The organism is Brevibacterium permense (assembly GCF_025506275.1).
In the GTDB taxonomy this organism is placed as follows: domain Bacteria; phylum Actinomycetota; class Actinomycetes; order Actinomycetales; family Brevibacteriaceae; genus Brevibacterium; species Brevibacterium permense_A.
The window spans coordinates 32,868-55,935 of the sequence record NZ_QYCP01000075.1 but is presented as its reverse complement, the minus strand read 5'-3'; the positions used below and the strand labels follow the sequence as shown (position 1 = coordinate 55,935).

At 65.0% G+C, this 23,068-nt stretch carries 23 protein-coding genes and 2 pseudogenes; 14 read left to right on the top strand and 11 right to left on the bottom strand.

The features are described from left to right. Window positions 1–125 precede the first annotated feature (125 nt). Complete coding sequence (locus tag D3I60_RS04280) at window positions 126–884, top strand: SDR family NAD(P)-dependent oxidoreductase (protein ID WP_262774895.1); 759 nt, start codon at window positions 126–128, stop codon at window positions 882–884. A gap of 239 nt (window positions 885–1,123) precedes the next feature. Here D3I60_RS04280 and D3I60_RS19130 read toward each other — a convergent pair whose 3' ends face one another. The 4 genes and pseudogenes from D3I60_RS19130 to D3I60_RS04260 all read right to left on the bottom strand — a co-directional run bounded on the left by D3I60_RS19130 (window position 1,124) and on the right by D3I60_RS04260 (window position 3,033). Next, a complete protein-coding gene (locus tag D3I60_RS19130) occupies window positions 1,124–2,119 on the bottom strand; it encodes a multicopper oxidase family protein (RefSeq protein WP_346659547.1) in 996 nt (331 codons plus the stop codon). Then, window positions 2,111–2,398 (bottom strand): annotated as a pseudogene (locus D3I60_RS19125) (multicopper oxidase domain-containing protein); the annotation flags it as partial. The gene D3I60_RS19130 and the pseudogene D3I60_RS19125, both read right to left, overlap by 9 nt. A gap of 33 nt (window positions 2,399–2,431) precedes the next feature. Beyond that, window positions 2,432–2,632: a hypothetical protein gene (locus tag D3I60_RS04265; RefSeq protein ID WP_262774894.1), complete on the bottom strand. Its 201-nt coding sequence runs from the start codon at window positions 2,630–2,632 to the stop codon at window positions 2,432–2,434. Beyond that, window positions 2,629–3,033 (bottom strand): hypothetical protein, encoded by a 405-nt coding sequence (locus tag D3I60_RS04260; protein ID WP_262774893.1) that lies wholly within the window; start codon window positions 3,031–3,033, stop codon window positions 2,629–2,631. The genes D3I60_RS04265 and D3I60_RS04260 overlap by 4 nt, the downstream gene beginning before the upstream one ends. A gap of 152 nt (window positions 3,034–3,185) precedes the next feature. Between D3I60_RS04260 and D3I60_RS04255 the strand changes: the two genes are divergently transcribed. From D3I60_RS04255 to D3I60_RS04245, 3 genes are all read left to right on the top strand, one after another. Next, a complete protein-coding gene (locus D3I60_RS04255) occupies window positions 3,186–4,364 on the top strand; it encodes a sensor histidine kinase (RefSeq protein WP_262774892.1) in 1,179 nt (392 codons plus the stop codon). Beyond that, complete coding sequence (locus D3I60_RS04250; protein WP_262774891.1) at window positions 4,361–5,041, top strand: response regulator; 681 nt, start codon at window positions 4,361–4,363, stop codon at window positions 5,039–5,041. Before D3I60_RS04255 ends, D3I60_RS04250 begins: the two co-directional genes overlap by 4 nt. Before the next feature lie 121 nt (window positions 5,042–5,162). Continuing rightward, entirely contained in the window at window positions 5,163–5,414 is a 252-nt protein-coding gene (locus tag D3I60_RS04245) for a hypothetical protein (RefSeq protein ID WP_262774890.1), read from the top strand. Between the two features lie 18 nt (window positions 5,415–5,432). Here the strand turns inward: D3I60_RS04245 and D3I60_RS04240 are convergent, their stop codons facing one another. The 4 genes from D3I60_RS04240 to D3I60_RS04225 form a co-directional block, all read right to left on the bottom strand. Then, complete coding sequence (locus D3I60_RS04240; RefSeq protein WP_262774889.1) at window positions 5,433–5,786, bottom strand: VOC family protein; 354 nt, start codon at window positions 5,784–5,786, stop codon at window positions 5,433–5,435. Window positions 5,787–5,790: 4 nt separating this feature from the next. Then, a complete protein-coding gene (locus D3I60_RS04235; protein WP_262774888.1) occupies window positions 5,791–6,324 on the bottom strand; it encodes an O-acetyl-ADP-ribose deacetylase in 534 nt (177 codons plus the stop codon). Between the two features lie 91 nt (window positions 6,325–6,415). Continuing rightward, window positions 6,416–6,640, bottom strand: coding sequence for a sulfurtransferase TusA family protein (locus D3I60_RS04230; protein WP_262774887.1), 225 nt, complete (start codon window positions 6,638–6,640; stop codon window positions 6,416–6,418). Beyond that, window positions 6,637–7,692, bottom strand: coding sequence for a YeeE/YedE family protein (locus tag D3I60_RS04225; protein WP_262774886.1), 1,056 nt, complete (start codon window positions 7,690–7,692; stop codon window positions 6,637–6,639). The genes D3I60_RS04230 and D3I60_RS04225 overlap by 4 nt, the downstream gene beginning before the upstream one ends. Window positions 7,693–7,897: 205 nt before the next feature. Between D3I60_RS04225 and D3I60_RS04220 the strand changes: the two genes are divergently transcribed. Both D3I60_RS04220 and D3I60_RS04215 read left to right on the top strand, forming a co-directional pair. After that, a complete protein-coding gene (locus D3I60_RS04220; RefSeq protein WP_262774885.1) occupies window positions 7,898–9,298 on the top strand; it encodes an MmgE/PrpD family protein in 1,401 nt (466 codons plus the stop codon). A gap of 30 nt (window positions 9,299–9,328) precedes the next feature. Continuing rightward, window positions 9,329–10,033: pseudogene (locus tag D3I60_RS04215) on the top strand (phosphosulfolactate synthase); the annotation flags it as partial. Between the two features lie 628 nt (window positions 10,034–10,661). Here D3I60_RS04215 and D3I60_RS04210 read toward each other — a convergent pair. From D3I60_RS04210 to D3I60_RS04200, 3 genes are all read right to left on the bottom strand, one after another. Beyond that, the gene (locus D3I60_RS04210; RefSeq protein ID WP_262774884.1) at window positions 10,662–12,002 is read right to left on the bottom strand and encodes a signal peptidase I; all 1,341 of its coding nucleotides are present in this window, start codon (window positions 12,000–12,002) and stop codon (window positions 10,662–10,664) included. A gap of 14 nt (window positions 12,003–12,016) precedes the next feature. Beyond that, entirely contained in the window at window positions 12,017–12,667 is a 651-nt protein-coding gene (locus tag D3I60_RS04205) for a SipW-dependent-type signal peptide-containing protein (RefSeq protein WP_262774883.1), read from the bottom strand. 65 nt (window positions 12,668–12,732) lie between these two features. Next, on the bottom strand, window positions 12,733–13,338 hold the full coding sequence (locus tag D3I60_RS04200; RefSeq protein ID WP_262774882.1) for a SipW-dependent-type signal peptide-containing protein: 606 nt from the start codon (window positions 13,336–13,338) through the stop codon (window positions 12,733–12,735). A gap of 301 nt (window positions 13,339–13,639) precedes the next feature. Between D3I60_RS04200 and D3I60_RS04195 the strand changes: the two genes are divergently transcribed. The 8 genes from D3I60_RS04195 to D3I60_RS04155 all read left to right on the top strand — a co-directional run bounded on the left by D3I60_RS04195 (window position 13,640) and on the right by D3I60_RS04155 (window position 22,838). Beyond that, window positions 13,640–14,824, top strand: a complete 1,185-nt coding sequence (locus D3I60_RS04195) for a 4-hydroxybenzoate 3-monooxygenase (RefSeq protein WP_262774881.1) — start codon at window positions 13,640–13,642, stop codon at window positions 14,822–14,824. 70 nt (window positions 14,825–14,894) lie between these two features. After that, the gene (gene pcaH, locus D3I60_RS04190; RefSeq protein ID WP_262774880.1) at window positions 14,895–15,719 is read left to right on the top strand and encodes a protocatechuate 3,4-dioxygenase subunit beta; all 825 of its coding nucleotides are present in this window, start codon (window positions 14,895–14,897) and stop codon (window positions 15,717–15,719) included. Continuing rightward, window positions 15,712–16,296 (top strand): protocatechuate 3,4-dioxygenase subunit alpha, encoded by a 585-nt coding sequence (gene pcaG, locus D3I60_RS04185; protein WP_262774879.1) that lies wholly within the window; start codon window positions 15,712–15,714, stop codon window positions 16,294–16,296. The genes pcaH and pcaG overlap by 8 nt, the downstream gene beginning before the upstream one ends. 6 nt (window positions 16,297–16,302) lie before the next feature. Then, on the top strand, window positions 16,303–17,673 hold the full coding sequence (locus D3I60_RS04180; RefSeq protein ID WP_262774878.1) for a lyase family protein: 1,371 nt from the start codon (window positions 16,303–16,305) through the stop codon (window positions 17,671–17,673). A 45-nt stretch (window positions 17,674–17,718) separates the two neighbouring features. Then, the gene (gene pcaDC, locus D3I60_RS19490; protein ID WP_440588557.1) at window positions 17,719–19,026 is read left to right on the top strand and encodes a bifunctional 3-oxoadipate enol-lactonase/4-carboxymuconolactone decarboxylase PcaDC; all 1,308 of its coding nucleotides are present in this window, start codon (window positions 17,719–17,721) and stop codon (window positions 19,024–19,026) included. A 109-nt stretch (window positions 19,027–19,135) separates the two neighbouring features. Next, window positions 19,136–20,347, top strand: coding sequence for an MFS transporter (locus D3I60_RS04165; RefSeq protein WP_262774877.1), 1,212 nt, complete (start codon window positions 19,136–19,138; stop codon window positions 20,345–20,347). A gap of 122 nt (window positions 20,348–20,469) precedes the next feature. Continuing rightward, on the top strand, window positions 20,470–21,204 hold the full coding sequence (locus tag D3I60_RS04160; protein ID WP_262774876.1) for a peptidylprolyl isomerase: 735 nt from the start codon (window positions 20,470–20,472) through the stop codon (window positions 21,202–21,204). Between the two features lie 200 nt (window positions 21,205–21,404). Continuing rightward, window positions 21,405–22,838 carry an MFS transporter gene (locus D3I60_RS04155; protein WP_346659546.1) on the top strand — a complete coding sequence of 478 codons (1,434 nt, stop codon included), beginning with the start codon at window positions 21,405–21,407 and terminating at the stop codon, window positions 22,836–22,838. Window positions 22,839–23,068: the final 230 nt, after the last annotated feature.

Sequence of the window (23,068 nt, the reverse complement as noted above, 5' to 3'; positions counted from 1 at the left end):
ATCAATGCCCCGTGTGACCAAACAGCCCGACTCACAGCGGAATGTTCTCCGAGTCTTCCTCGTTACACCTGGTGAGGGCCACATCAGCTGGGCCCCGAAGATTTTCGAGAAAGAGAGTCACCACCATGGCAGATTTCACGGACAAGGTCGCAATCGTCACCGGAGGCGGATCAGGCCTCGGAGAGGCTATCTCCAAGGACCTCGCCTCCAAGGGCGCGAAGGTCGTCATCACCGACATCAATCTCGAGGCAGCCGAGCGTGCCGCCGGCGAAATCACCGAGGCCGGAGGCACCGCCTCGGCGATCCGGCAGGACACGTCCTCGAGGGAGGACTCGGAAAAGGTCGTCAAGTTCGCCGTCGACACCTACGGCGGACTCAACTTCGCCGTGAACAACGCGGGCATCGGCGGCAAGCAGGTGCCCGTCGGCGAGACCGACCTCGATTCGTGGGACAAGGTCATCGACGTCAACCTCAACGGCGTGCTCTACGGAATGCGCTTCCAGATCCCGGCCATGCTCGAGTCCGGCGCGAAGGATTCCGCGATTGTCAATATGGCTTCGGTTCACGGAACCGTCGCTGCGATCAACAACGGCGCCTACACCGCCGCCAAGCACGGCGTCGTCGGCATCACGAAGAATGCCGCCGCCGAATATGGCGCCGAAGGCTTGCGCATCAACGCCGTCGGCCCCGGCTACATCACGACTCCCCTGCTCGAATCGAGCCTGGACGCCGAAACGCTTGAAGGACTCAAGGCCAAGCACCCTCTCGGCCGCCTGGGCACCGCCGATGAAGTCGCAAAGGTCGTATCGTTTCTGCTCTCCGACGACGCTTCGTTCGTCACCGGCGCCTACTACCTCATCGACGGCGGCTACACCGCGGTGTGAGGTTCGCGTCAGGCGATCCAAACCCGGGTGTTCAATAAAATGTGCTACCGACGCCAGAGAGGCAGCGCCCGTCACGCCGACCGCCTCTCACCTATGCACAAATAGACACCCTCGGTATATATCTGCATAGACAGAACTGTCTCCAATTCGCAGACCGATATTCAATTGCCGCCGATGTTCACGATCCTTGAACATCGGCGGCAATTGAACATCCAGAGGCAAGCGAGCATCAACCCACCTCAGTGCTCGTGCCCTGCACCTTCGTGCCCGGGCGGCACCCCGACTTCTGCCTCCTGACCTCGCTCGATGACGACGAACTGGCCCATCATGCCCTCGTCCTCGTGCAGCAGCATGTGGCAGTGATACATGAACGGCATCGTCGGGTCGGCGAAATCCTCGAATCGCATGAGCAGTCGGTAGTCGCGATTCGGTTCGAGATAGATCGTGTCCTTCCTTCCGCTCACCTCCACCGGCGGCGCCTCTCCATCAACCGAGAGCACCTCGAACTGCACGTCGTGGATGTGGAAGCTGTGCGGGATCGGCTGCGTGCTGCGCACCTCCCACACCTCGGTGTCGCCGACGTAGGCCACCTCGTCGATGCGGTTCATGTCCATCCGCTCGCCGTTGATCTCTCGTTCCTCGAGTTCGAACTTACGGGTCTTGGCTGTCTCAGCCTCAACAAGGGCGACCTCCTCGGCGTGTGACGACGGCGACCACGCGGGCTCGGGTGCCGGTGTCAGGGTCTCGGCTGCTCGGAATTCGAGTACGTCGAAGGAATCGTGTCCGCCCATCGTCGCCGGCACCGCCACTCCGCCGAGGTCGACCTCGGCCGAGCGCATCCGCACCGTCTCACCGGCGGTGAAGTCGACGACCACCTCGGCGCGCTCCCCCGGCGCCAACCGGAGTTGGTCGACCTCGGCTGGTTCGTCGAGGAGTCCGCCGTCACCGGCGATGAGATCCATCGACCGATCGGGGAATTCGAAGGCGTACGTCCTCGCCGTCGATCCGTTGAGCAGACGCAGCCGCACCTTCTCCGCGCTCACCTCCTGCACCCCGCCGATCGTGCCATTGACCATGACGGTGTCGCCGAGCATCCCCGGCTCGGCCCCGTCGTGCGAAAGCTCGAGCTCACCGTCGTCGAAGGACTTGTCCTGGACGATGAGCGGCAGGTCATCGACCCCGTACTCGTGTGGCAGCTCGGCAGACCGGGTCGCGTCATCGTCGAGGATGACCATCCCGGCCAACCCTCTGTACACGTGGTCTTCGGTCTTCCCATGCGGATGCGGGTGGTACCAGAGGGTCGCGGCCGCTTGGTCGATCGTCCAGTGCGGTTTCCACGTCTGACCAGGGTCGATCATCTGGTGCGGCCCTCCGTCCATCGTCGCCGGCAGATGCATACCGTGCCAGTGCACGCTCGTCGGTTCGTCGAGGTCGTTCGCGACGTCGACGGCGACCTTCTCCCCGCGTTCGGCCCGCAAGGTGGGCCCGAGGAACTCCCCGTTGAACCCCCAGGTCTCCGTCGGCCCGTCCTGACCGGGAAACTCCGTCTACCCCGCCTGCGCGGTGAGGTCGAAGGTGCGCACCCCATTCTCGACCGTCGATTCCGCCAACGGCGGGATGGCCAGTTCGTTCGTGAACTCGGCCTCCGTCACCGAGGTGGTCGACACTCCGCAGGCAGTCAACCCGACCGCAACGACCAGTGTGACCGCCGTACCGGCTGCGACCGAGGCGCGTCTGCGCGGTCTCATCGTTCGTTCCGTCCGCCCAGAAGCTTCTGGATGCCGGTCGCAGCCAACCCGGCAAGCGCGCCGACGCCGGCGCCCATCGCCACGCTGGGGATGAAGGCCATGAGCATAGAGGGGCCTGCGCCGGTCATTCCGGTACTGGCGAGCAGGCCTCCGAGGGCGAGGTTGAGGAACCCGTATGCGGCACCGCAGATCGTCAGGGTGAGCACGGGCCGTGCAACGCGGGCGAAGCCGACTGTCCCGATCCACACCGCTCCGGTGAGGCCGAGCAGGATGAGCGCGCGGACGGCACCGTCACCGAGGATGGGCCACAGTCCGGTCAGCGGCCACAGCAGTGCCAGCGAGGACAGACCGACGATGAGCGGCCAGGACAGGGGACGTTTCGAATGTGTTGTCGTATTCATCTCCTCAACTCTTCCAGTCGGCCGGATTTCCCACATCGACGCTCAGGCGTCAGTTCCTTCCGCCCCGAGTCAAGGCTCGAATCGCCTGCAGGCGATCGCCCGATCAACGCCGAACGACTGCGGTGAGCGCGAACGCTCCGTAGTCTTGGACTATGGGTTCTACAGCTGCGGGTGAGACGGGTGAGGAGCGCGAGCGCCTCGAACCGTGGCTGACCGATGTGTCCGTGGCGGTTGCGGTGACCCTGGTGATCTCGCTCGTCATCGCCGCCGATGCCGAGTCCTCCCCGTTGCCCGGCGTCGCCTGGGCCATCGGCTTCGGAGCCCTGCTGCTCCTGCGTCGCCGCCTTCCGCTGATCGTTCTGGCCGTGACCGTGTTCGGGATCTTCGCCTACTACGCTCTGAACCTGCCGCCGATCGGCATGGTCCTACCCGCTGTCGGTGCCCTCTACTCCACTGCCGAGGTGCGACGCACCTCGTGGGCGGTGCTCGGTGCCGCGGTCCTGATTGCCGTGTCGACGTTCTACCGGTTCGATGACCTCGATCCGCGAGCCCAACTGACCGGGTACGGCTTCGTCACCGAACTCGCCCTGGCAGCCGCGGCGATCGCCCTGGGTTCCGTGGTTCGCCTGGTCCGGGAGACCCGCATGCAGTCGGCGCGCATTGCCGCCCTCACCACGGCTGAGGAGTCCCGGGCAGCCGAGGCGCGGATGCACTCCGAACGGGTGCGCATCGCCCGCGACCTCCACGACACGATCGGCCACACCCTGTCCGTGGCTTCTCTGCATACCTCCGTGGCGGCCGAGGCCGTGGACCCGGACGACCGTGCGGCCGCACTCGAACGGGTGCGCGGGGCCACCTCGGAGGCACTGCGGGAACTGCGTCGCACAGTCAAGGTGCTCCGTGAGGAGTCCGTGGGTGAGACCGACGCGGGACCCGCCTCGGCGCTGGGTTTGGCCTCGATCTCCACCGTCGTCGAAGCTGCCCGAGCCGCCGGCCTCGAAGTCACGGTCGAGACCGACGTCGACCCCGAACGGCTGCCGCGAGCAGTCGACACGGCGGCCTTCCGGATCGTCCAGGAGTCGGTGACGAACGTGTTCCGCCATTCGGGGGCGAGCGCGGCCCGTGTCTCGGCGCAGGTACGCGGCGACGAGCTCATCGTGCGCATCCACGATGACGGTCACGGCGGGACCGCGGACACGGCCATCGGTGCCGGCATCCGCGGGATGTCGGAACGGGCGAGGCTGCTCGGGGGTCGCCTCGGTGCCGAACCGAGCGACGAAGGGTTCACTGTGACAGCGCACCTGCCGATCGACGTGGAGGAGAATGAATGACCGAGGCGATCCGCGTCGTCATCGTCGACGATCAGGAGCTGGTCCGGGCAGGTCTGCGGCCATTGGCCGAACGCGACGGAGACATTTCTGTCATCGCCGAGGCGGCGGACGGGAGGTCAGGGCTGTCGCATGTGCGGGAGCTGCGCCCCGATGTCGTGCTCATGGACATCCGCATGCCTGTGATGGACGGGATCGAGGCGACGCGGGCCATCGTCGCCGATGGCGCGTTGAACGAGGTCAGGGTGCTCATGCTCACCACCTTCGACGAAGACGAGAACGTCTTCGCCGCCATCCGCGCCGGTGCTGCAGGCTACCTGCTCAAGGATGTCTCTCCCGACGATCTGCGCGGCGCGATCCGCACGGTCGCCGCCGGTGATGCCCTGTTGTCTCCATCTGTCACCGCCGCGGTCATGCGGGCCGTCGCCGAGGGGCATTCTCCCGATCCGGACGGGCATGGGCTCGATGAGCTGACTGAACGGGAGGTCGAGGTCCTCAGCGGAATCGGGCGGGGGCTGACCAATGACGAGATCGCTGCCGAACTCTTCCTCAGCCCCGCCACTGCTCGCACTTATGTCAGTCGTCTGCTCACTCGTCTCGATGCCCGGGACCGCGCTGCGCTGATCGTGCTCGCCTATGAGACGGGGCTGGTTCGGCCGGGCGGTGCTTCAGGCGGGTGATCGCCGGCTGCTCCCATCGAACGTCTTCAGTACCCCCAGTGCACACTCTGCTTGCAGGCGTAGCGTTGCAGGCACAGCCCAAATTGTTTGGACCGTGGACGAAAACATAAGGTGATCGACCATGAGCACGACACAGACCTATCAGTATCCGAAGCCCCTGGCGGTGGTTCTCGGCAAGAGGGCGGCGCTGTTCCTCTTCATCGGCGTTCTCGGTTTCCTCCTCGTCAAGGTCGTCGGTCCGGTTCTGCAGACCGGCCCCGAGTATTTCGTCGAGGCCATAGTCTCCGGAATTCCGCTGCTCATCGCCGCCGGATGCGCCATCAGCACACTGGCAGTGGCGGTCGTGCACAGAGTGCGGCACAGGGCAGAGTGAACACTGCCCCGCGTGGGTTCACTCCGGATGCGCGACGATATTGAACACGTTGCCGTCGGGGGCGCGGACGAAGAACCGCCGTACTCCCCATTTCTCGTGGATGAGCGGGTGGACGATCTCGATGCCCTGCTCCTGTGCTTCGGCGTAGGCGGCATCAACGTCCTCGACGAGCACCGAAGCCACGGGATTCGTCTGCCCGGTTTCATCGTCGGTGAGCACCTGCACGCTGGCGCCGGTACCCGGAGAGGTGAAGCGTGCGACCCAGCCGAGATTGAATTCCTCGTTGCTCAGCCCTAGGAAGCCCGCATAGAACTCCCGTGCGGCGTCGAGGTCGTCGACGGCGATGTCAGGAATGACCCTGTTGACCTTCATGGCATCACCACTGATCGTGGTCGAAGACCTGGCAGAACACGCTGGTCATCTGATCGCTGAAGAGAACGAACTGCACCTCGTCGATCGATTCCCAACGTCCGCGGGACCGTCCGTCGACGATGATGGAATGAGCCGCCTCGGCGACGTCCCTGGGCGACCAGCCGTAGACTCCTCCGCCGATGGCGGGGAACGCGATCGAGGAGGCGCCGAGCTCCTCGGCGAGGTTGAGGCTCGACTCGAAGCAGGACTCGAGGATCTCAGGATCGGCCTCCCCCGCGGTCCGATTCGGGCCGACCGTGTGGATGACCCAGCGGGCGGGCAGCTCCCCCGCCGAGGTGGCCACGGCCTGGCCCGGCGGCAGACCGCGCACATGGGTGGCCTGCCTGACCTCGCGACAGGCTTCGAGGAGTGCGGGACCGGCCGCGCGGTGGATGGCTCCGTCGACCCCGCCGCCACCGAGCAGGGAGGAATTCGCGGCGTTGACGATCGCGTCGACGGCCATCTCGGTGATATCGCCTTCGAGAACCGTGATCTTCATGTCTTGAGTCTAGGCATCGACACTGACATTGTGCATCGGCCGGCACAGCTTTGCAGCTGCGCCGGCCGATGTGGTTGGTGTCTCCCGCGATTCAGGCCTTCTGGACGGTGATGGTCCAGCTCGCGTCGGTGACTCGGTCGAAGTGGGTGACGGGGTAGCCGTTCTCGGCGGCCCACTGCGGGATCGCCTCCGTGGCCTGGGTGCAGTCGAAGTTGATGACGAGTTCGTCACCGGTTTCCAGACCGGTCATCGCGTCCTTGGCTTCCACGAGAGGGAAGGGGCAGACCTGGCCGTCGGTTTCGAGTACTTGCTTCATACTGTCCTGCTTTCCGCCGCGGGCTCTGCGGCCTGCGACTTCTTCGGTTTGATGGAGACCTTCGCTGCGATTCCGGAGCCGACGATCATGAAGACCATCGACACCCAGCCCTGGTATTCGAACTGTGCGGTCGAGACCATCGCGTTGCCGACGGTGCAGCCGCCGGCGATGGCTGCGCCGACGCCCATGCCGATACCGCCGATGATCGACTTGATGATCACGCTCTTGTCCGGCACGCGGACCCGGAACTCGCCGGAGGCCTTGGCGGCGATGAAGGAGCCGACGAGGATGCCGATGACGAGCATGACGCCCCAGTCGATGAGCTGAGTGTCACCCGTGGTGAGGTATCCGACGAGGTTCGCCGAGGGGGTGGTGATGCCCAGACCCGAGTTGCGGCCCGTGGCGGCGGAGAGCGGCCAGGCGATCGTGGCGATGATGCCGATGACCACGGCTGTGGCGAAGGGGTTCCAGCGCTTCTCGGTGAGCAGGTGCGCCAGGCCTGTCTTGCGCGGAGGCAGGGTGGCCATCGGAGTCTTGAGTCTGCGGGCATGGTGGACGGTCAGCCAGATCGCCGCTGCAGAGATGATGGCGACGAAGACCCAGGGGCTGATGCCGGTGCTCGCCTGCAGGCTGCCGTCGTCCAGGGTGATCCCGCGGATGCCTTCGGTGAAGCCGGCGAGCGGGCCGAGTTTCATCACCGCGGAGAAGAGCGCATAGAAGATGAGGGCGAACCAGCTGCCGACGAGTCCTTCACCGGCACGGTAGTAGGTGCCAGTCGCGCAGCCTCCGGCGTAGACCATGGCCCAGCCGAAGATCAGTCCGCCGACGATCGAGGCCAGCCACGGGAACGGCGTCGCCTCGAGGGCGATGACTCCGAAGCTGTTGAGCAGGAACAGGCCGATGGAGTGCACGGCGATGAGCACGATGAGGGCGGAGAACCAGCGCGTGTTCCCCGTCAGCGTGAGGTCACGGAAGGCGCCGGTCACGCAGAAACGTCCTCGCTGGAAGACGAATCCGAGGACGAGGCCGACGATGAGTCCGGTGATGATCATTGAGCTGCTTTCTGTTCACGGCAGGTTCGCGGACGAACACGACAACCGTCCATTTTGCTCAACAATCACTGGTCAGTCAACCACCGCCGGGCACAGCACCTCCCATTCAGTCCGATGCGACTCAGCTCTCAGCAAAAGTATCTTGACGTCAAGATACTTTTAGGGTCATGATTAAGGTACGCCTTACCTAATAAGGGGGGGCAAAATGAAAGTCACAATGGACCAGCACCACGCACCGACAGAGGTGCAATCACTCGCTCAGTTCGTCGCCGATGCCTCGCTGGACATGCTCAGCGATACCGCTCTAGAACAGCTCAAGATCCGCGTCCTCGACACCATCGGCGTCGCCATCGGCGCCCTGGACGCTCCCCCGCTGCAGGAAATCAGAACCCTCATCGAGGACCTCGGGGACAGTCGCGGAGCCACGCTCATCGGCGGTGGCCAGGCCAGCCCCGATCACGTCGCGTTCTTCAATTCCGCCCTGAGCCGATATCTCGACTTCATGGATGCCTACCTGGCCAAGGGCGAAACCAACCACCCGTCGGACAATATGGGCGCGGTCCTCGCGGCCGCGGAACTGGCCGACGCCTCGGGCGCGGACTTTCTCACGGCCTTCGCCGTGGCTTATCAGATCCACACCCGGCTCTCGGATGTCGCACCGGTGAGAGACCTCGGCTTCGACCACACGACACAGGGCGCTTTCGCTGCGGCGGCCGCCTCGGCGAAGGCACTGGGTCTGGGAGTCGAACAGATCGCGAATGCTGCCGCCATGGCCGGCACCGCGAACGTCGCACTGCGGGTCACCCGGACCGGAGACCTCAGCCACTGGAAGGGCCTGGCCTATCCCCACGTGTCGAAGGAGGGAGTCTTCGACGCGCTCCTTGCCTCACGCGGAATCACCGGACCGGCCGAGGTATTCGAGGGCAACAAGGGCTTCAAGGCCCTGGCCGGAGACTTCGACCTCGACTGGTCGGCGGAGGATCTCGAGAAGGTCACGGACACGATCATCAAGAAGCACAATGCGGAGATCCATTCGCAGTCGGCCCTCGACGCCGCACAGGACGTCCGCTCCCAGGAGGGATTCCGCGCCGATGCCATCGCCAGCGTCGAACTGACGACCTTCGATGTCGCATACTCGATCATCGGCGGCGGCGAAGAAGGCGACAAGCGCTCCATCCGCACGAAGGAGGAGGCCGATCATTCACTGCCGTGGATGCTCGCGGTCGTCCTCCTCGACGGTGAGCTCAATCCGGCGCAGTACAAGACTGAACGGATCGTCGCCGACGATGTCCAGGACCTCATGCACAAGGTCACGATCACTCCCTCCACGGAATTCAGCGACCGGTTCCCCGAGCAGATGTGCGCCGACCTCGTCGTCACCCTCGGCGATGGGACCCAGTTCCGGGCGAACACCGACGACTATGAGGGTTTCACCGCGCATCCTCTCGATTGGAAGGGAGCCCGGAAGAAGTTCGACGCCCTGACGTCCCCCTTCGCCGAGGCGGAGCTGCGTGACGAGATCGCCGACCTTGTCCGCGACCTCGAGAATCACCGGGTCAGCGAGCTGACCGCGGTCCTCGCGCACGTTCCCCAGACTCGCAGCTGAGGCTGAGTCACCCGCGCCCGCCGCTCGGCCAAACCCCGCGCCATCGGGATGACCGAGATCCGCGCCCCGTACTACTCGACCTTCGGCACCCGGCACCTGCAGGACGTCTTCGAAGTCGCCGGTCAGTGGGTCGACGGCATCAAGTGGGCCGGGGGCTCGTTCTCCCTCGTCCCAGCCGAGCAGGTGAAGGCCTTCAGCGATATCGCCCATGAGAACGGGGCGTATGTGTCCTCCGGCGGATGGATCGAAACGGTCCTGCGCTAAGGAGATGACGCAGTCGACCAGTACCTCAAAGAGGCTAAAGCGGTCGGCTTCGACGTCATCGAGATCTCGACCGGATTCATCATGCTCCCGACCTCAGGCCTTGAGCGCCTCGTCGAGAAGGTCGTCAAGGCCGGTCTCAAAGCTAAGCCGGAGCTGGGCATCCAGATCGGTTCCGGCGGAGACTCCGGTGAGGCCGAACTGGCTGCGGAGTCTGCAAAGGACATCGGCGATCTCGTCGACCGTGGCAAGCGGGCGCTCGATGCCGGAGCCTCGATCATCAACGGCCTGGGGCTCGAGAACGTCATGTTCGAAGCCGCCGACGGACCGGTCTTCGAGTGGTACATCAAGAACTACGGAAACGAATGCAACTTGTTCGTCGACCACTCGCAGATCCTTCAGCTCGAGGGGCTGCGGCAGAACATCTGGGGCAATAAGTCAACCTGGGGTCGGGTGATCAACCCACGCCCGTGAGGCGGTAATGCTCCATATGTGTGCGGGTGTCCCCGAGAACGGAAACCCGCACATCTGCCATTACGAAAGATCGGCAGACCCCGGAATCACGTCAGATTGCGACAGTTTCCGCCGATTCCGCCCAGCAGCCCGGCGTTGCTAGCGACAGAGGCAGATGTGGAAACCCAACCGCTGGCATGTCTGGCCTGAAAGGCTAACTCCAATTCGGATCCGAGTCCGAGCAATCCGCCAAGTAGGTTGGTGGGCACGTCTGTCGTGTACGATCCATCGCTGTTCGAGGTCGTGTTCGATGTCAGATTGAAGCCGGTGATCGGTGCCAGGACGGACCCAAGACCGCTCGTAGATGCAGTGACAACGATGTTGCTGAGTGAGTAACCCGCCGGAGGCTTCCAAAAGACTCGCACACTAGCACCGATACCAAGAAGACCCGGACGGAACTGGCACTTGCCGGTCAACACCGGTGCTGGGACCTTGCCCGCAGTGAACGCCCCCTGGCTTATCTTCTCATCATTCCAACCGGCGAGGGTGCCGTTGACTGCGGCTGGACCGGCGACGAGGGCGAGCAATGCGACTACTGCCAACAGCAGACGAGCTCGTCTCCAAGATTGTCGCGGCGAGTTCCTGCAAGTCATGACAGCCTCGCCTTCCTGGTTCGCGACACGATCGCTGAGCCGGTGACAACGAGCAAGAATGCTGCGAGCAGAATCCACTGCCAACCATCGATTCCGGTCCACGGCAGCTCGCCGGAACCGCCGGCATCGGCCGCGCCCTCGACAGTGCCATCAGAATCAGAGCCGGAATCGCCCGGCGCGCCAGGATCACCTGGATCCCCGGGATCTCCTGGCCCTGTCGAAACCTTGTCGCCGAGTCCTTCCGCCAGCACGCGCACACCCGCCGTGGCGCCAGCTACCGCGCGGACATCAGCGTCGCCAGCGAGAGTCGCCGTTACCTCGATTCGGCGAGAGTCATCGCTGTCCATTTCCAGCAGGGTGAGACCGTCGTCAGCAGCCGGCTCCAATTCGCTGAGCACCATTCCGCGAATCAACATCTGCGAACCGCTTGGACACGGGTCCTCCGCTTCAGTCATCGCGCATTCCCGCACATCGATCGACAGCGAATCCGTCAGCGCCTCCGCCCCTGCCCCCGACCCGATTGAGACCGTTATATCTCCCGGTTCGGAGGCGTCGGTCCAGATATCAACCGTCCATGTGGCCGATGCCCCAGGACTGAGGTGGCGCATCTTCTCGATATCCCCGAAGTCGCGCATTCGCAGGATGTCATCTGTCGCTCCTGACGACGCGGACAGGGAATGATCAGCGTTTACGGGCAGAGCATCCTCGGCGAACGACACCCCAGGCACTATCTGCCCACCCGCAGTCACGGCCACCACCATCGGCAGCGCGATTGCGTGCCGCGGTGACCGCGCACTGGGGCGGGCCGCCTCGGCGAGGGTGTTGTCGTCATCCTCATCGCGTCGTGGCCAGAATGCCCACACGACGAGGAGGCTGGCCGCGATCGTGATGCCGCCGAGCAGGAACGGGTTGCGCCACTGTTGAAGGATCGGAGCAACCCCGGGGATGGAGAACATCACCGTTCGGACCGTCTCGGCGGTGTAGGGGTCAGGGTCCTTCTCGGCGTTCGCGTCGCCCTTCATCTCAAAGGTCACGGCACCGGTGGAGTCGTCAATGCTCTGGATCTCAGTGACGCGGTGGGTCACCGGCAGGACCTTCTCCCCGCGATCGGCGGTGACGATGTCACCGACTTCCATCTCTTCGGCGGGGATCTCACGGACGAGCGAGGCCGATCCGGCCGGGATCGTCGGACTCATCGACCCGGTTTTGAACATGATGATCGATATGTTGAAGACGAAGCTGAGGATGCCGAGCACGATGCAGACCACGCCGAGGACGGCGAGGATGTTGAGCACGGCCCCGCCCAGCAATGAACCCACGTTTCTCTTGCGTGTCATAGAGCCCGCCATGGTCAATTCCCCGGCGCGGTGGACTCGGCTGTGAACGTCCAGGTGTGGCTCGACTGCAGACCTTGGGCAGAGCTCGGAGCGTTGCTTGCCAGTGTCACCTCGAAGCAATAGTCCTGGACCGACGCTGAGGCGGCTTTGAGGGTCTGGGTGGTGTCTGCTGTCGGCGTGGAGCTCAGCGGGATTGCAGCAGTAGCGCTGCCGAAGACGAAGGCGCCCTGACCAGGAAAATTGCCCGCGTTACAGGTGACACCCGACGTTGATCGGGCCACGGCTCGGTATGTGAGTGCAGAGGCAAAGGTATTCGGATTGGAGATACCGCGTGCTGAGACCGTGAGCTTGCCGTCGATCGACGTATTCGACGTGGTGCGCACTGACACTGGCGCGTAGACCTTCTGCCCCGGGTACATGTTGCCCGCATTGAAGGTCATCTCATTCGTGCCGTTCCATTCGCCGCCGGCCCGGAGCTCAATGTTGAACCGCCCGGCTTCGAAAGAGCCGGAGGCCTCTTCCGAGTCCGTCCACGCGGCGACCGTGGCCGTCGCGCCCACGCCGAAGACGAGGCCGCCGGCGAGAATCGCTTTGATGCGGCGGCCTCGCAGCAGCTGTTGCTGACGCAGCTGCCGTCGACGGACCGGGCGGGCGTCCTCAGACACCCGCCGGGACGAGAAGAATTTAAACAGCGTCGGCAGAAGCGACCTCATCGATCAGCTCAGCGTCGTCATTCGGCCGAGGTCGCGGTGAACTGCCACCGAGCGGTGGTGTTCTGCCCCTGTTCCAGCGAGTCACCGGCAGTGACCTGGAAGCACAGCGTGACCGGGTCGCCGGTCGCAGTGTCTGCGCCCGCGGTGAGATTGAAATCAGCAGCGCCCGTGGTCGAGTCCAGCGCCGTTCCCGCCGGCACAACGGAAGTACCCGTTGCGGAGGCCGAGCAGTCACCCACCGAGTCGACCTGAACAATCGCGTAGGTCAGAGCCGCAGCGTTGTCCCCGCCGCCTGCCGCCGACTCGAGAGAGACGGCCGCGTCGTAGTTCGTCGGTCCGTCGAGGCGCAGCACGAAAGGAGCCGCCACGGTATCGCCGGGCGACATGTTGTCCCCGCCATCGAGATCGAAAGTCAGCGCCGCGGCACCGTCACTGCTCTCATGGTCAGCGAATGTCGTTCCGTCGGTGCTGCCCTGGACGTTGAATGAACCTGCGCCGAAGACACCTTCGGCCCATTCGTCGTCGGTCCAGGCCGCCAGCGTCACGGCAGCGCCGACGCCGAGGACGATGCCACCGGCGAGGATGGCTTTGAATTTGCGCGAACGCGTCTTGGTTGTCGTCACAATGACTCCTCATCTGCGGCGCATCAGCGCCTCTGTTCTGCGGCGCACCAGCGCCAAGGTCACAAAGAAGTGAAGTGGGGAATGAACTCAGTGTGACTGGTTCATTACTTCAAAGACACTTTTAGGCACCACTTCTGTGATCTGTTATTGAATGGTTATCAAGCAGCCGCTCCCGCACTCTCACGTCACCCCATCCCGACTCGACTCCGGAGCCGCCCCTCTCCCATTCATTGAGAACGTCGTCGCCTCGCGTCCGTGACTGGGCGCACACTGTTCAGAAGAGACAGGCAAGGAGGCCAAGGTGGCACAACTTCAGACAGACGTCGCGATCGTCGGCGCCGGACCCGCGGGGCTCATGCTCGCGCACCTGCTGCACAATGCAGGCATCGAATCCGTCGTCATCGACAATCGCAGCCGCGACGACATCGCCCACACCCACCGCGCCGGCATCCTCGAAGCAGGATCGGTGCGCATGCTCGAGGCCGCAGGCGTCGAATCCCGCGTCCACACGGACGGGCACCGCCACGACGGCATCGACATCCGAGTCAACGGCGCCTCGAACCACTTCGATTTCCCCGAACTCGTCGGCGAATCCGTCTGGCTCTACCCCCAGAACGAGATCTTCGTCGACCTCTCCGCCGCCCGCGAACGGACCGGCCTCCCCACCTATTACTCGGTCACGGACACCCGCCTCGGCGATGTCGAAACCGAACGCCCATGGGTCACCGCCACCACTGAGGGCGGCGACGAACTGCGCATCGACGCCCGTTACGTCGTCGGCGCCGACGGCTCCCGCGGACCATGCCGCTCGTTGATCCCCGACGGCACCCGGCAGCGCTTCTTCCACGAGTACCCGTTCGCCTGGTTCGGCATCCTCTGCGAAGCCCCGCCCAGCCACGAAGTCCTCATCTACTCCCGCTCCGAACGCGGCTTCGCACTGATTTCCCAGCGCTCCGACAATGTCCAGAGAATGTACTTCCAGGCTTCCCCCGACACCGACGTCGCCGACTGGTCCGACGATCGGATCTGGACCGAACTCCAGGCCCGCGTCGACGGCCCCGACGGATTCGAACTCAAGACCGGGCCGATCTTCGACAAGACCGTGCTCCCCTTCCGCTCGGCCGTGACCGAGCCGATGCAGCACGGTTCGATGTTCCTCGCCGGCGACAGCGCCCACACCGTCCCACCGACCGGAGCGAAGGGTCTCAACCTCGCCTTCGCCGACGTCGCCGTGCTCGCACCGGCCCTCATCTCGGCACTCAAGGACTCCGACGCAGAGGCGCTGGCCGGCTACTCGCAGACCGCGACCAAACGCGTGTGGAAGGCTCAGAACTTCTCGTACCAGATGACACGGATGCTCCACACCGACCCGACGCAGGATGCCTTCGAAACGAAGCGCAGCCTCGGCGAACTCCGGTCCATTCTCGAATCCGACCACGGTCGCCGCTACCTGGCCGAGTGCTACACGGGCTGGCCGCACGGCTGAGCCGCTCCCCCACCGACCCCACCACGATGTCAACCGACGAAAAGACGAAGAGACGAAGAAAGGTTCGACGATGAGTCAGCACCAGTCCTCGGAGAACGATGATCAGACTGTGAAAGGCCCCGACGACGCAGCCGAGTCCCAGGCGACTCTGTCTGCCGAAATCGACGGCATCGAAGCGCAGTACAAGCAGGATGTCGCCGACGGCAAGAAACCCGAGACCCAGCCGCGGCTGGACTACCGCCCCTACCGGTCATCGATCCTGCGTCACCCGACGAAAGATCCCCGCCATACCGACCCCGAGACGATCGAGCTCTTCTCCCCCGCCTTCGGACACCGGGACATCGGCACCCTCGAATCCGACCTGACGATCCAGGCCGACGGCGAACCCATCGGTGAGCGCATCCGCGTCACCGGCCGGGTCCTCGACGGGGAAGGCCGCCCCGTGCGCAACCAGCTCGTCGAGATCTGGCAGGCGAACTCGGCCGGACGCTATATCCACAAACGCGACCAGCACCCGGCCCCGATCGACCCGAACTTCACCGGCGTCGGCCGCACCCTGACCGGCGACGACGGCTCTTACTCGTTCACGACGATCAAACCGGGCCCCTACCCGTGGAAGAACCACCACAACGCATGGCGACCGGCCCACATCCACTTCTCGCTCTTCGGGTCCGAGTTCACACAGCGGATGATCACCCAAATGTACTTCCCCGGGGATCCTCTCTTCGCTCTCGACCCGATCTACCAGTCGATCACCGATCAAAAGGCGCGCGACCGCCTCGTGGCGACCTATGACCACAACATCACCGAGCACGAATTCCTCATGGGCTACAACTGGGACATCGTGCTCACCGGTGCCAACCGGACCTGGATGGAAGAAGAGGACGATGACTGACACCCCCACGACCCCTGATCTCACGCCGACACCGGGCCAGACCGTCGGCCCGTTCTACGGCTATGCACTGCCCTTCGAGCACGATAATGAGCTCGTCCCGCCCGGCTCGGCTCGCGCCGTGCAGCTGACGGGAACCGTCTTCGACGGGGCAGGTGACCCGGTCCCCGATGCCATTCTCGAGATCTGGCAGCCCGATGAGCACGGCGCTGTCCCCCGCGAGACGGGATCGCTGCGCCGCAACGGCTTCACCTTCACCGGCTTCGGCCGCGCCGCCGTCGACCCGGAAGGCGAGTTCAGCTTCTCCACGGTCGATCCCGGCCACACCGAGGCGGGCAAGGCACCCTTCATCAGCGTCGTCATCTTCGCCCGCGGGCTGCTCAACCGGCTGTTCACCCGCATCTATCTGCCCGAGGACACCGCGGCTCTAGCCGCTGACCCGCTCCTATCCTCGCTCGACGAAGACGAGCGCGCCCGCCTCATCGCCACTCGAGGGGCTGACGGATCACTGCACTTCGACATACGGTTGCAGGGTGAGGAGGAAACCCCCTTCCTCCGATTCCCCAGCCACGAGGACTGAAGCGACATGACCGACACCGCCCACACCCGGTTCCTCTTCGCCCCCGGCGATCTGCGCGGAGCCGAAGCCATCGACGACGCCGCGTTCATCACCGCGATCGGCCAAGTCGAGACCGCATGGATCGTCGCTCAGGGACGGGTGGGGCTGGTGTCGTCGGAGATCCGCGCCGAGGTGGCCGCCGCCATCGATGCCACGATCCGCACGCTCACGGACGATCACACCGAACTCGAGTCCCTGGGTGAGGCCGCCGAATCCGGCGGCAACCCGCTCATCCCGTTCCTCGCCCTCGTCCGCTCCCGGCTCTCCCCCGAAGCCTCACGATGCCTGCACCGGGGGCTGACCAGCCAAGACGTCATCGATACGGCCATCGGTCTGCTCGTCTCCCGCGTCGTGCGGCAGATGCAGGCCAGGCTCGAAGTGATCGGCGCCTCCCTCGTCGAACTCTCCGACGCTCATGCGAAGACCCTGTGCCTGGCCCGTACCCTCACCCAGCCGGCCCTGCCGACGACCTTCGGTCTCAAGGCCGCAGCCTGGGCCGCTGAGGTCAACGAAGTCCAAGGCCAGGCACCCTACGTCGACTATGTGCAGGTCGGCGGGGCAGCTGGCACCCGTGCCGCGATCCGCTGGTTCGCCGGCGACTCGACCGAATCCCTGCTCCGCGAATTCCACGTCCAGATGGTCGGCCCCGATGCGGCGCTCACCCAGATCCCCGTCCCATGGCACACCGATCGCGTCCGCATCCTGTCTTGGGGCTCCCACCTCGCCCAATGCGTCACCGTGGGCGCCTCCATCGCCCGTGACGTCCTCATCGGCGTGCGCCCCGAGATCGGTGAGCTGTCACTGGCCTCCACCGGCGGATCCTCGACGATGCCGCATAAGTCGAATCCCACCTCGGCGGTGCTGCTCCACCGCAACGGAATGCGCGTCCCCGGATCGCTGTCCACCCTGACCACGGCCGCCGCCGAAGCCATCGAAGAACGCTCCGACGGCGCCTGGCATGCCGAATGGCCGGCCCTGTCCGAGCTCATGACCCTAGCGACCTCCTCGCTCATCATCCTCGACGAGATGGTCGCGGGCCTGCAGGTCAACGCCGATGCCATGCGCGCGAACCTCGACGCCGCTTCCCCCGGGATCTATGGGGAGAAGCTCGGCATCGTCTTCGGTGACCGGATCGACAAAGACACCCGCGCAGCCATCATCGCCCCCGGCTCCGACCCTGTCGCAGCACTTCGCGCCGAGATCGGCGACGAGGATGGAATCGAGGAATTCTTCACCCCCGAGTCCTACCTCGGTGAGGCCGAGGACATCCGCCGCACCATCCTGGCGACCATCGACAGCTCCGGACCGCAGGAGATCGACCTGCCGCCCTTCGACTGAGACCCGTTTTTTCGACTTGAGAACCGACCGAAGAAAGTGACACCCATGGACCTCACCGCATCCGTTCTTGCCGCCCCCGCCTCCCCTGCCGCCGATGCCCGAGTGCTCGTCGTCCTGCCTTCGCTTGGCACCTCCGCAGCAGCCCTATGGCAGCAGGCCGCCACCGAACTGACCGCACTCAGTCCGGAGACGACGGTCATCGGCATCGACCTGCCCGGTCACGGCCGTTCGGCACCGATCGATGTCCCCGCGGGGACGTCCATGGCCCCGCGAATCACGATGTCCGACCTCGCCGAGGCGGTCCTGGGCACCCTCGATAGGGTCCTTCCCGATGTGGCCGGCCCCGGCGCTCCCGTCGATCTCGCCGGCGATTCGATCGGCGGAGCAACGGCCCTGCAGCTGGCGCTCGACCACGGGGATCGCTTCGGCCGCATCGCCGTCTTCTGCACCGGCGCGAAGATCGGTGAGGCTTCGGCATGGGAGGAACGCGCCCAGACGGTGGCGACCTCAGGCACCCCGACGCAGGTCATCGGTTCGGCACAGCGCTGGTTCGGGGAAGGGTTCATGGACCGGGAGCCGGAGGCCTCGGCCGCGCTCCTGCACTCGCTGCAGGACGCCGACCGCTTCTCCTATGCCGCTCTCTGCTATGCGCTGGCCGACTTCGATGTCCGCGCACGACTGCCCGAGATCACGCGTCCCCTGCTCGCAGTCGCGGGTTCACAGGATCAGCCGACTCCGGCGACGAAGCTCGCCGAGATCGCAAACGGGGTTCCCGGGGCGCTGCTCGAGGTCATCGAGGGCGCCGCTCATCTCGTCCCGGCCGAGGCTCCGGTCGTGACCGCGGGTCTGCTCGCTGATTTTCTGCAGGGCAAGGGACTCGGCGCAGGGGCCGGCGGAGCCGCTTCCCCGGATGCCGGTCCCGAGCTGCCGACCGCCTCGGGGCCGCGGGAGGCGAGCCGCGACGATGTGCGCGAGGCGGGAATGGCCGTGCGACGGCAGGTGCTCTCCGACGCCCACGTCGACCGCGCGAATGCGAAGGTCGACGATTTCACGAGCGACTTCCAGGACCTCATCACCCGCTACGCCTGGGGTGAGATCTGGACTCGGCCGGGACTCGAGAGGAGGATGCGCTCGGCGATCACGCTCACGGCCATGATCGCAGGTGGCCACGAGGCGGAGCTGGCGATGCACGTCAAGGCTGCGCTGCGCAACGGGCTCACCCGCGATGAGATCAAGGAGGTCCTCCTCCAGTCGGCCATCTACTGCTCCGTGCCGAGCGCGAACACCGCCTTCTCCGTCGCTTCGCAGGCTCTGGCCGAATACGACGCCGAGGAAGCGACAAGCGTCGACTGAGGCTGTTCGAATCGTCACATTGGGTGCCTGAGGGGTTCCGAGGAACCGCTGTGGGCAATAGGCTGGTGCGGTTGCCTCCCCGATCCCGCGTTTCCCCTGAAGGAGCCCCATGAGTGATGCCCCGGTCTCCCGCGGAGTCTACAAGTTCGCTGTCTTCGCCTTGGCGATCGGCGCCTTCGCCATCGGGGTGACCGAATTCGCGACCATGGGCCTGCTGCCGATGATCGCCGAGGAGCTGGGCATCACGGTCCCCCAGGCCGGGCATGCGGTGTCGTTCTATGCGATCGGCGTCGTCGTCGGCGCGCCCCTGATCACGACCATCGCCGCGCACATGGATCGCAAGCTGCTGCTCCTGTGCATGATGGGTCTCTTCTCTCTGGGCAATCTCGCATCGATGCTCGCCCCGACGGCCGGGCTGTTCAACATCGCGCGCTTCGTCTCCGGTCTGCCGCACGGAGCCTATCTGGGCATCGGAGCCGTCGTCGCCGCCTCCCTCGTCCCGGCCAACCGCCGCGGCCGAGCCATGTCACGAGTGATGCTCGGCCTGACGATCGCGAACATCTTCGGCGTGCCCTTCGCTGCGGCACTGGGCAATATGTTCGGATGGCGCAGCGCCTACGCCCTCGTCGCCGCGCTCGGAATGCTCACCGTCATCATGGTCGCCGTCGGCGTTCCGCGCGTGAAGCTCGGCGCGGTGCCCTCGGCCCGCGGTGAGATCAAGGCGCTCGGACGCGTGCAGATCATCCTCACCCTCGTTGCCGGCTCAGTCGGCTTCGGCGGAATGTTCGCCGTCTACACCTACATCACCCCGACGATGACCGACGTCGCCGGCGTCCCCAGCGTCGCGATCCCGTGGGTGCTCGCTGTCTACGGCCTAGGCATGACCGCCGGGTCGCTGATCGCCGGACCCCTGGTCGACAAGTCCATCGAGCGCTCGGCCACCGGCGGCATGATCCTCTCGGCTCTCGTGCTCGCCGCTTTCGGCGCCTTCACCCAGATCGCGGCCATCGCCATCATCGCCCTCTTCCTCATCGGCATCTCCGGGTCGATGATCACCACGGCCCTGCAGATGCGTCTGTTCCGCGAATCCCATGACGCCCCGAGCCTCTCAGCGGCCATGAACCATGCCGCCTTCAACCTCGCCAATGCGCTCGGCGCGTGGCTCGGCGGAATCGTCATCACCGCCGGCCTCGGCTACCGTGCACCGGCGTGGGTGGGCGTGGGCCTGTGCGTGTCCGGGCTCATCGTCATCTCCGTTGCGATCTTCCTTCGCCGAGGCGGCTCCCCCGACCCGAGTTCCCGCACCTCCGTCGAGACCTGAGTCCCGAGCAGATCTAGGTCGCTATCGGATACTTTCCGGAAAATATGGGTCACCATCGGATACTTTCGAGCGCTGAAAGTATCCGATGGTGACCTACGTTTGAGTGCCGATACGATGAACGCATGGATCACCCTGCGCCCAGTCGCTCTCAAGCCCTGACCCATCACCCGAAGTCGGCCCTTGTGCTGACCCTCGCGGCTTTCGCCGTTCTCGCCCTTCTGCTGCTGAGCGGATGCGGATCGTCTGATTCCGAAGGGGACTCCGGCGAGTCCTCCGGGAGCTCGGATTCCTCGGCCGCTGCGGGAACCTGCTCCTACCCTGCTGACCCGCAGACCGGCGCGAAGGAAGTCGACGCTCCTGAAGAGAAGCCGCAGGCGAAGGGCACTGTCGAGGCCACCGTCGCGACGAGCGCCGGGGACCTCGCGGTGACCCTCGATGCCGACCGCACCCCGTGCACCGTCAACAGCTTCCTGTCTCTGGCCGCGCAGAAGTACTTCGACGACACCGAATGCCACCGCCTGACCACCGAGGGCATCTTCGTCCTCCAGTGCGGCGACCCCACAGGAACCGGGTCCGGCGGCCCAGGCTACTCGTTCGCCGATGAGCTCGACGGCTCCGAGACCTACCCGGCCGGCACTCTGGCCATGGCGAACTCCGGCCCGGATACGAACGGCTCCCAGTTCTTCGTCGTCTACGACGACAGCTCGCTGCCGCCCGACTACACCGTGTTCGGACAGCTGGATGAGAAGAGCACGAAGACCGTCGCGGATCTCGCTGCCAAAGGCACGGACTCCGGTGCCGGCGACGGCGCACCCAAGGAGAAGGTGACGGTCACCGAGGTCACCACCGCGGACTGACCGCCCGTCCGAGTTGTCCAGAACACTTCGACCACCTAGTAATCCCAATTGGCGAGACTCAGAAATCACGTTTTGTGAGACGAGCGTAATGTCGATTCGTCGCCGTCGACGCTGTGCCTGACACAGCGCCGACGGCCTTTTCCATTGGCACGGACCACCCGCCCGTGCCTGCACTCACGAAGCAGCGGAGCACCACCACCATGTCCACCGAAACACAGCCGGAGAATCCCTCGTCGGCACCTGGAGTCGACGACGCAATCGCAGCGACTCGGAAGAACAACACCCGCGGCAAGGTCCTGACCGCCTCGATGGTCGGCACCACGATCGAATTCTTCGATTTCTACGCTTACGCCACGGCCTCCTCGCTGGTCTTCCCGGCCCTTTTCTTCCCCAATCAGACGTCGACGACTCAGCTGCTGAGCTCGTTCGCGATCTTCGGCGTCGCCTTCGTCGCCCGCCCCCTCGGCTCGATCATCTTCGGCCACTTCGGTGACCGCATCGGCCGGAAGAAGACGCTCATCGCCTCCCTGCTCATCATGGGCATCGGCACCTTCCTCATCGGCCTGCTGCCGACCGCCAGCACGCCGGGCTGGGTCGTCCTCGCCCCGCTGTTCCTCGTTCTTCTGCGCTTCTGCCAAGGCGTCGGCCTCGGCGGCGAATGGTCGGGCGCGGCACTGCTGGCCACCGAGAATGCCCCGAAGGGCAAACGCGCCATCTGGGGCACTTTCCCACAGCTCGGCGCCCCCGTCGGCTTCATCATCGCGAACCTGCTCTTCGTCGCCCTTGGCACCTGGACCTCCCCCGAGGCGTTCCTCGCCTGGGGCTGGCGCATTCCGTTCCTGCTCTCGGCCCTGCTCGTGGCCGTCGGCCTCTATGTCCGCATGTCGCTCATGGAGACCCCGGCGTTCCAGCTCGTGGCGCAGAAGCAGCAGATCTCGAAGGCCCCGCTCGGGCGGGTCTTCGCCACGAGCTGGAAGCCGCTCATCCTGGGCACGTTCATCATGCTCGCGACCTACGTGATCTTCTACTTCATGACCGCGTTCACCCTCACCTACGGCACCTCACCGGCAACCCCGGAGCAGGCCCAGACCGCCGCCGAGGCGGCAGGAAAGCCCTTCGACCCCGCAGGCTTCGTCGCGGGGCTGGGGTACACGAAGAACGAATTCCTCACCTACCTCATCATCGGAGTCGTCTTCTTCGGCATCTTCACCGTCGTCTCCGGCCCCTTGGCCGAGAAGCTGGGACGCCGGAAGATGCTGCTGGGCGTGACCGTGCTCATCGCCGCCTACGGACTCGTCGTCAACGCCCTGTTCAATGCCGGCACCCCGGGAGTCATCATCGGCCTCATCGTCGGCTTCATCCTCATGGGGCTGACTTTCGGGCCCATGGCCGCGTACCTGCCGGAGCTCTTCCCCGCCAACGTCCGCTACACCGGATCGGCGATCTCCTACAACATGTCCAGCGTCATCGGGGCCGGTCCCGCACCGTTCGCCATGGTCGCTCTGTGGCAGGCCGAAGGTGGGTCGATCTTCTACTGCGGCCTCTACATCATCGCCGCGGCCATCGTCACGATCGTCGCCCTGTGGCTGGCCAAGGACACCTCTGACCTCAACATGGAGGATCAGCTGAGCTGAGACTCCTGGATCAGGGCCCGACCGACGTTTTCGTTGGTCGGGCCCTTTCGCGTCCGCGGTCAGTGACCGAGCGGCCGTCCCGGTCACCGGGAATGACTACGATTTCGTCACAACCGCCTCGGTGCTCATCAAAGCGTCATTGGTGTGATCCAGTTCACGGTAGGATTCCTCTCAGACATTGCCCAGACACGGATGTCCGGGCAATCCGTTTGCGTGACGACACGGTCACC

Bases quoted from the DNA above. Each gene is read 5' to 3' on its own strand.
- D3I60_RS04235 (WP_262774888.1), bottom strand. From the start codon at position 6,324: ATGAAGATCACGGTTCTCGAAGGCGATATCACCGAGATGGCCGTCGAC.
- D3I60_RS04155 (WP_346659546.1), top strand. From the start codon at position 21,405: ATGTCCACCGAAACACAGCCGGAGAATCCCTCGTCGGCACCTGGAGTC.
- D3I60_RS04240 (WP_262774889.1), bottom strand. From the start codon at position 5,786: ATGAAGGTCAACAGGGTCATTCCTGACATCGCCGTCGACGACCTCGAC.
- D3I60_RS04210 (WP_262774884.1), bottom strand. From the start codon at position 12,002: ATGACACGCAAGAGAAACGTGGGTTCATTGCTGGGCGGGGCCGTGCTC.
- D3I60_RS19130 (WP_346659547.1), bottom strand. From the start codon at position 2,119: ATGGTCATCCTCGACGATGACGCGACCCGGTCTGCCGAGCTGCCACAC.
- D3I60_RS04160 (WP_262774876.1), top strand. From the start codon at position 20,470: ATGGATCACCCTGCGCCCAGTCGCTCTCAAGCCCTGACCCATCACCCG.
- D3I60_RS04230 (WP_262774887.1), bottom strand. From the start codon at position 6,640: ATGAAGCAAGTACTCGAAACCGACGGCCAGGTCTGCCCCTTCCCTCTC.
- pcaH (WP_262774880.1), top strand. From the start codon at position 14,895: ATGAGTCAGCACCAGTCCTCGGAGAACGATGATCAGACTGTGAAAGGC.
- D3I60_RS04280 (WP_262774895.1), top strand. From the start codon at position 126: ATGGCAGATTTCACGGACAAGGTCGCAATCGTCACCGGAGGCGGATCA.
- D3I60_RS04165 (WP_262774877.1), top strand. From the start codon at position 19,136: ATGAGTGATGCCCCGGTCTCCCGCGGAGTCTACAAGTTCGCTGTCTTC.
- D3I60_RS04250 (WP_262774891.1), top strand. From the start codon at position 4,361: ATGACCGAGGCGATCCGCGTCGTCATCGTCGACGATCAGGAGCTGGTC.
- D3I60_RS04220 (WP_262774885.1), top strand. From the start codon at position 7,898: ATGAAAGTCACAATGGACCAGCACCACGCACCGACAGAGGTGCAATCA.
- D3I60_RS04225 (WP_262774886.1), bottom strand. From the start codon at position 7,692: ATGATCATCACCGGACTCATCGTCGGCCTCGTCCTCGGATTCGTCTTC.
- pcaDC (WP_440588557.1), top strand. From the start codon at position 17,719: ATGGACCTCACCGCATCCGTTCTTGCCGCCCCCGCCTCCCCTGCCGCC.
- D3I60_RS04260 (WP_262774893.1), bottom strand. From the start codon at position 3,033: ATGAATACGACAACACATTCGAAACGTCCCCTGTCCTGGCCGCTCATC.
- D3I60_RS04255 (WP_262774892.1), top strand. From the start codon at position 3,186: ATGGGTTCTACAGCTGCGGGTGAGACGGGTGAGGAGCGCGAGCGCCTC.
- D3I60_RS04245 (WP_262774890.1), top strand. From the start codon at position 5,163: ATGAGCACGACACAGACCTATCAGTATCCGAAGCCCCTGGCGGTGGTT.
- D3I60_RS04180 (WP_262774878.1), top strand. From the start codon at position 16,303: ATGACCGACACCGCCCACACCCGGTTCCTCTTCGCCCCCGGCGATCTG.
- pcaG (WP_262774879.1), top strand. From the start codon at position 15,712: ATGACTGACACCCCCACGACCCCTGATCTCACGCCGACACCGGGCCAG.
- D3I60_RS04265 (WP_262774894.1), bottom strand. From the start codon at position 2,632: ATGAGACCGCGCAGACGCGCCTCGGTCGCAGCCGGTACGGCGGTCACA.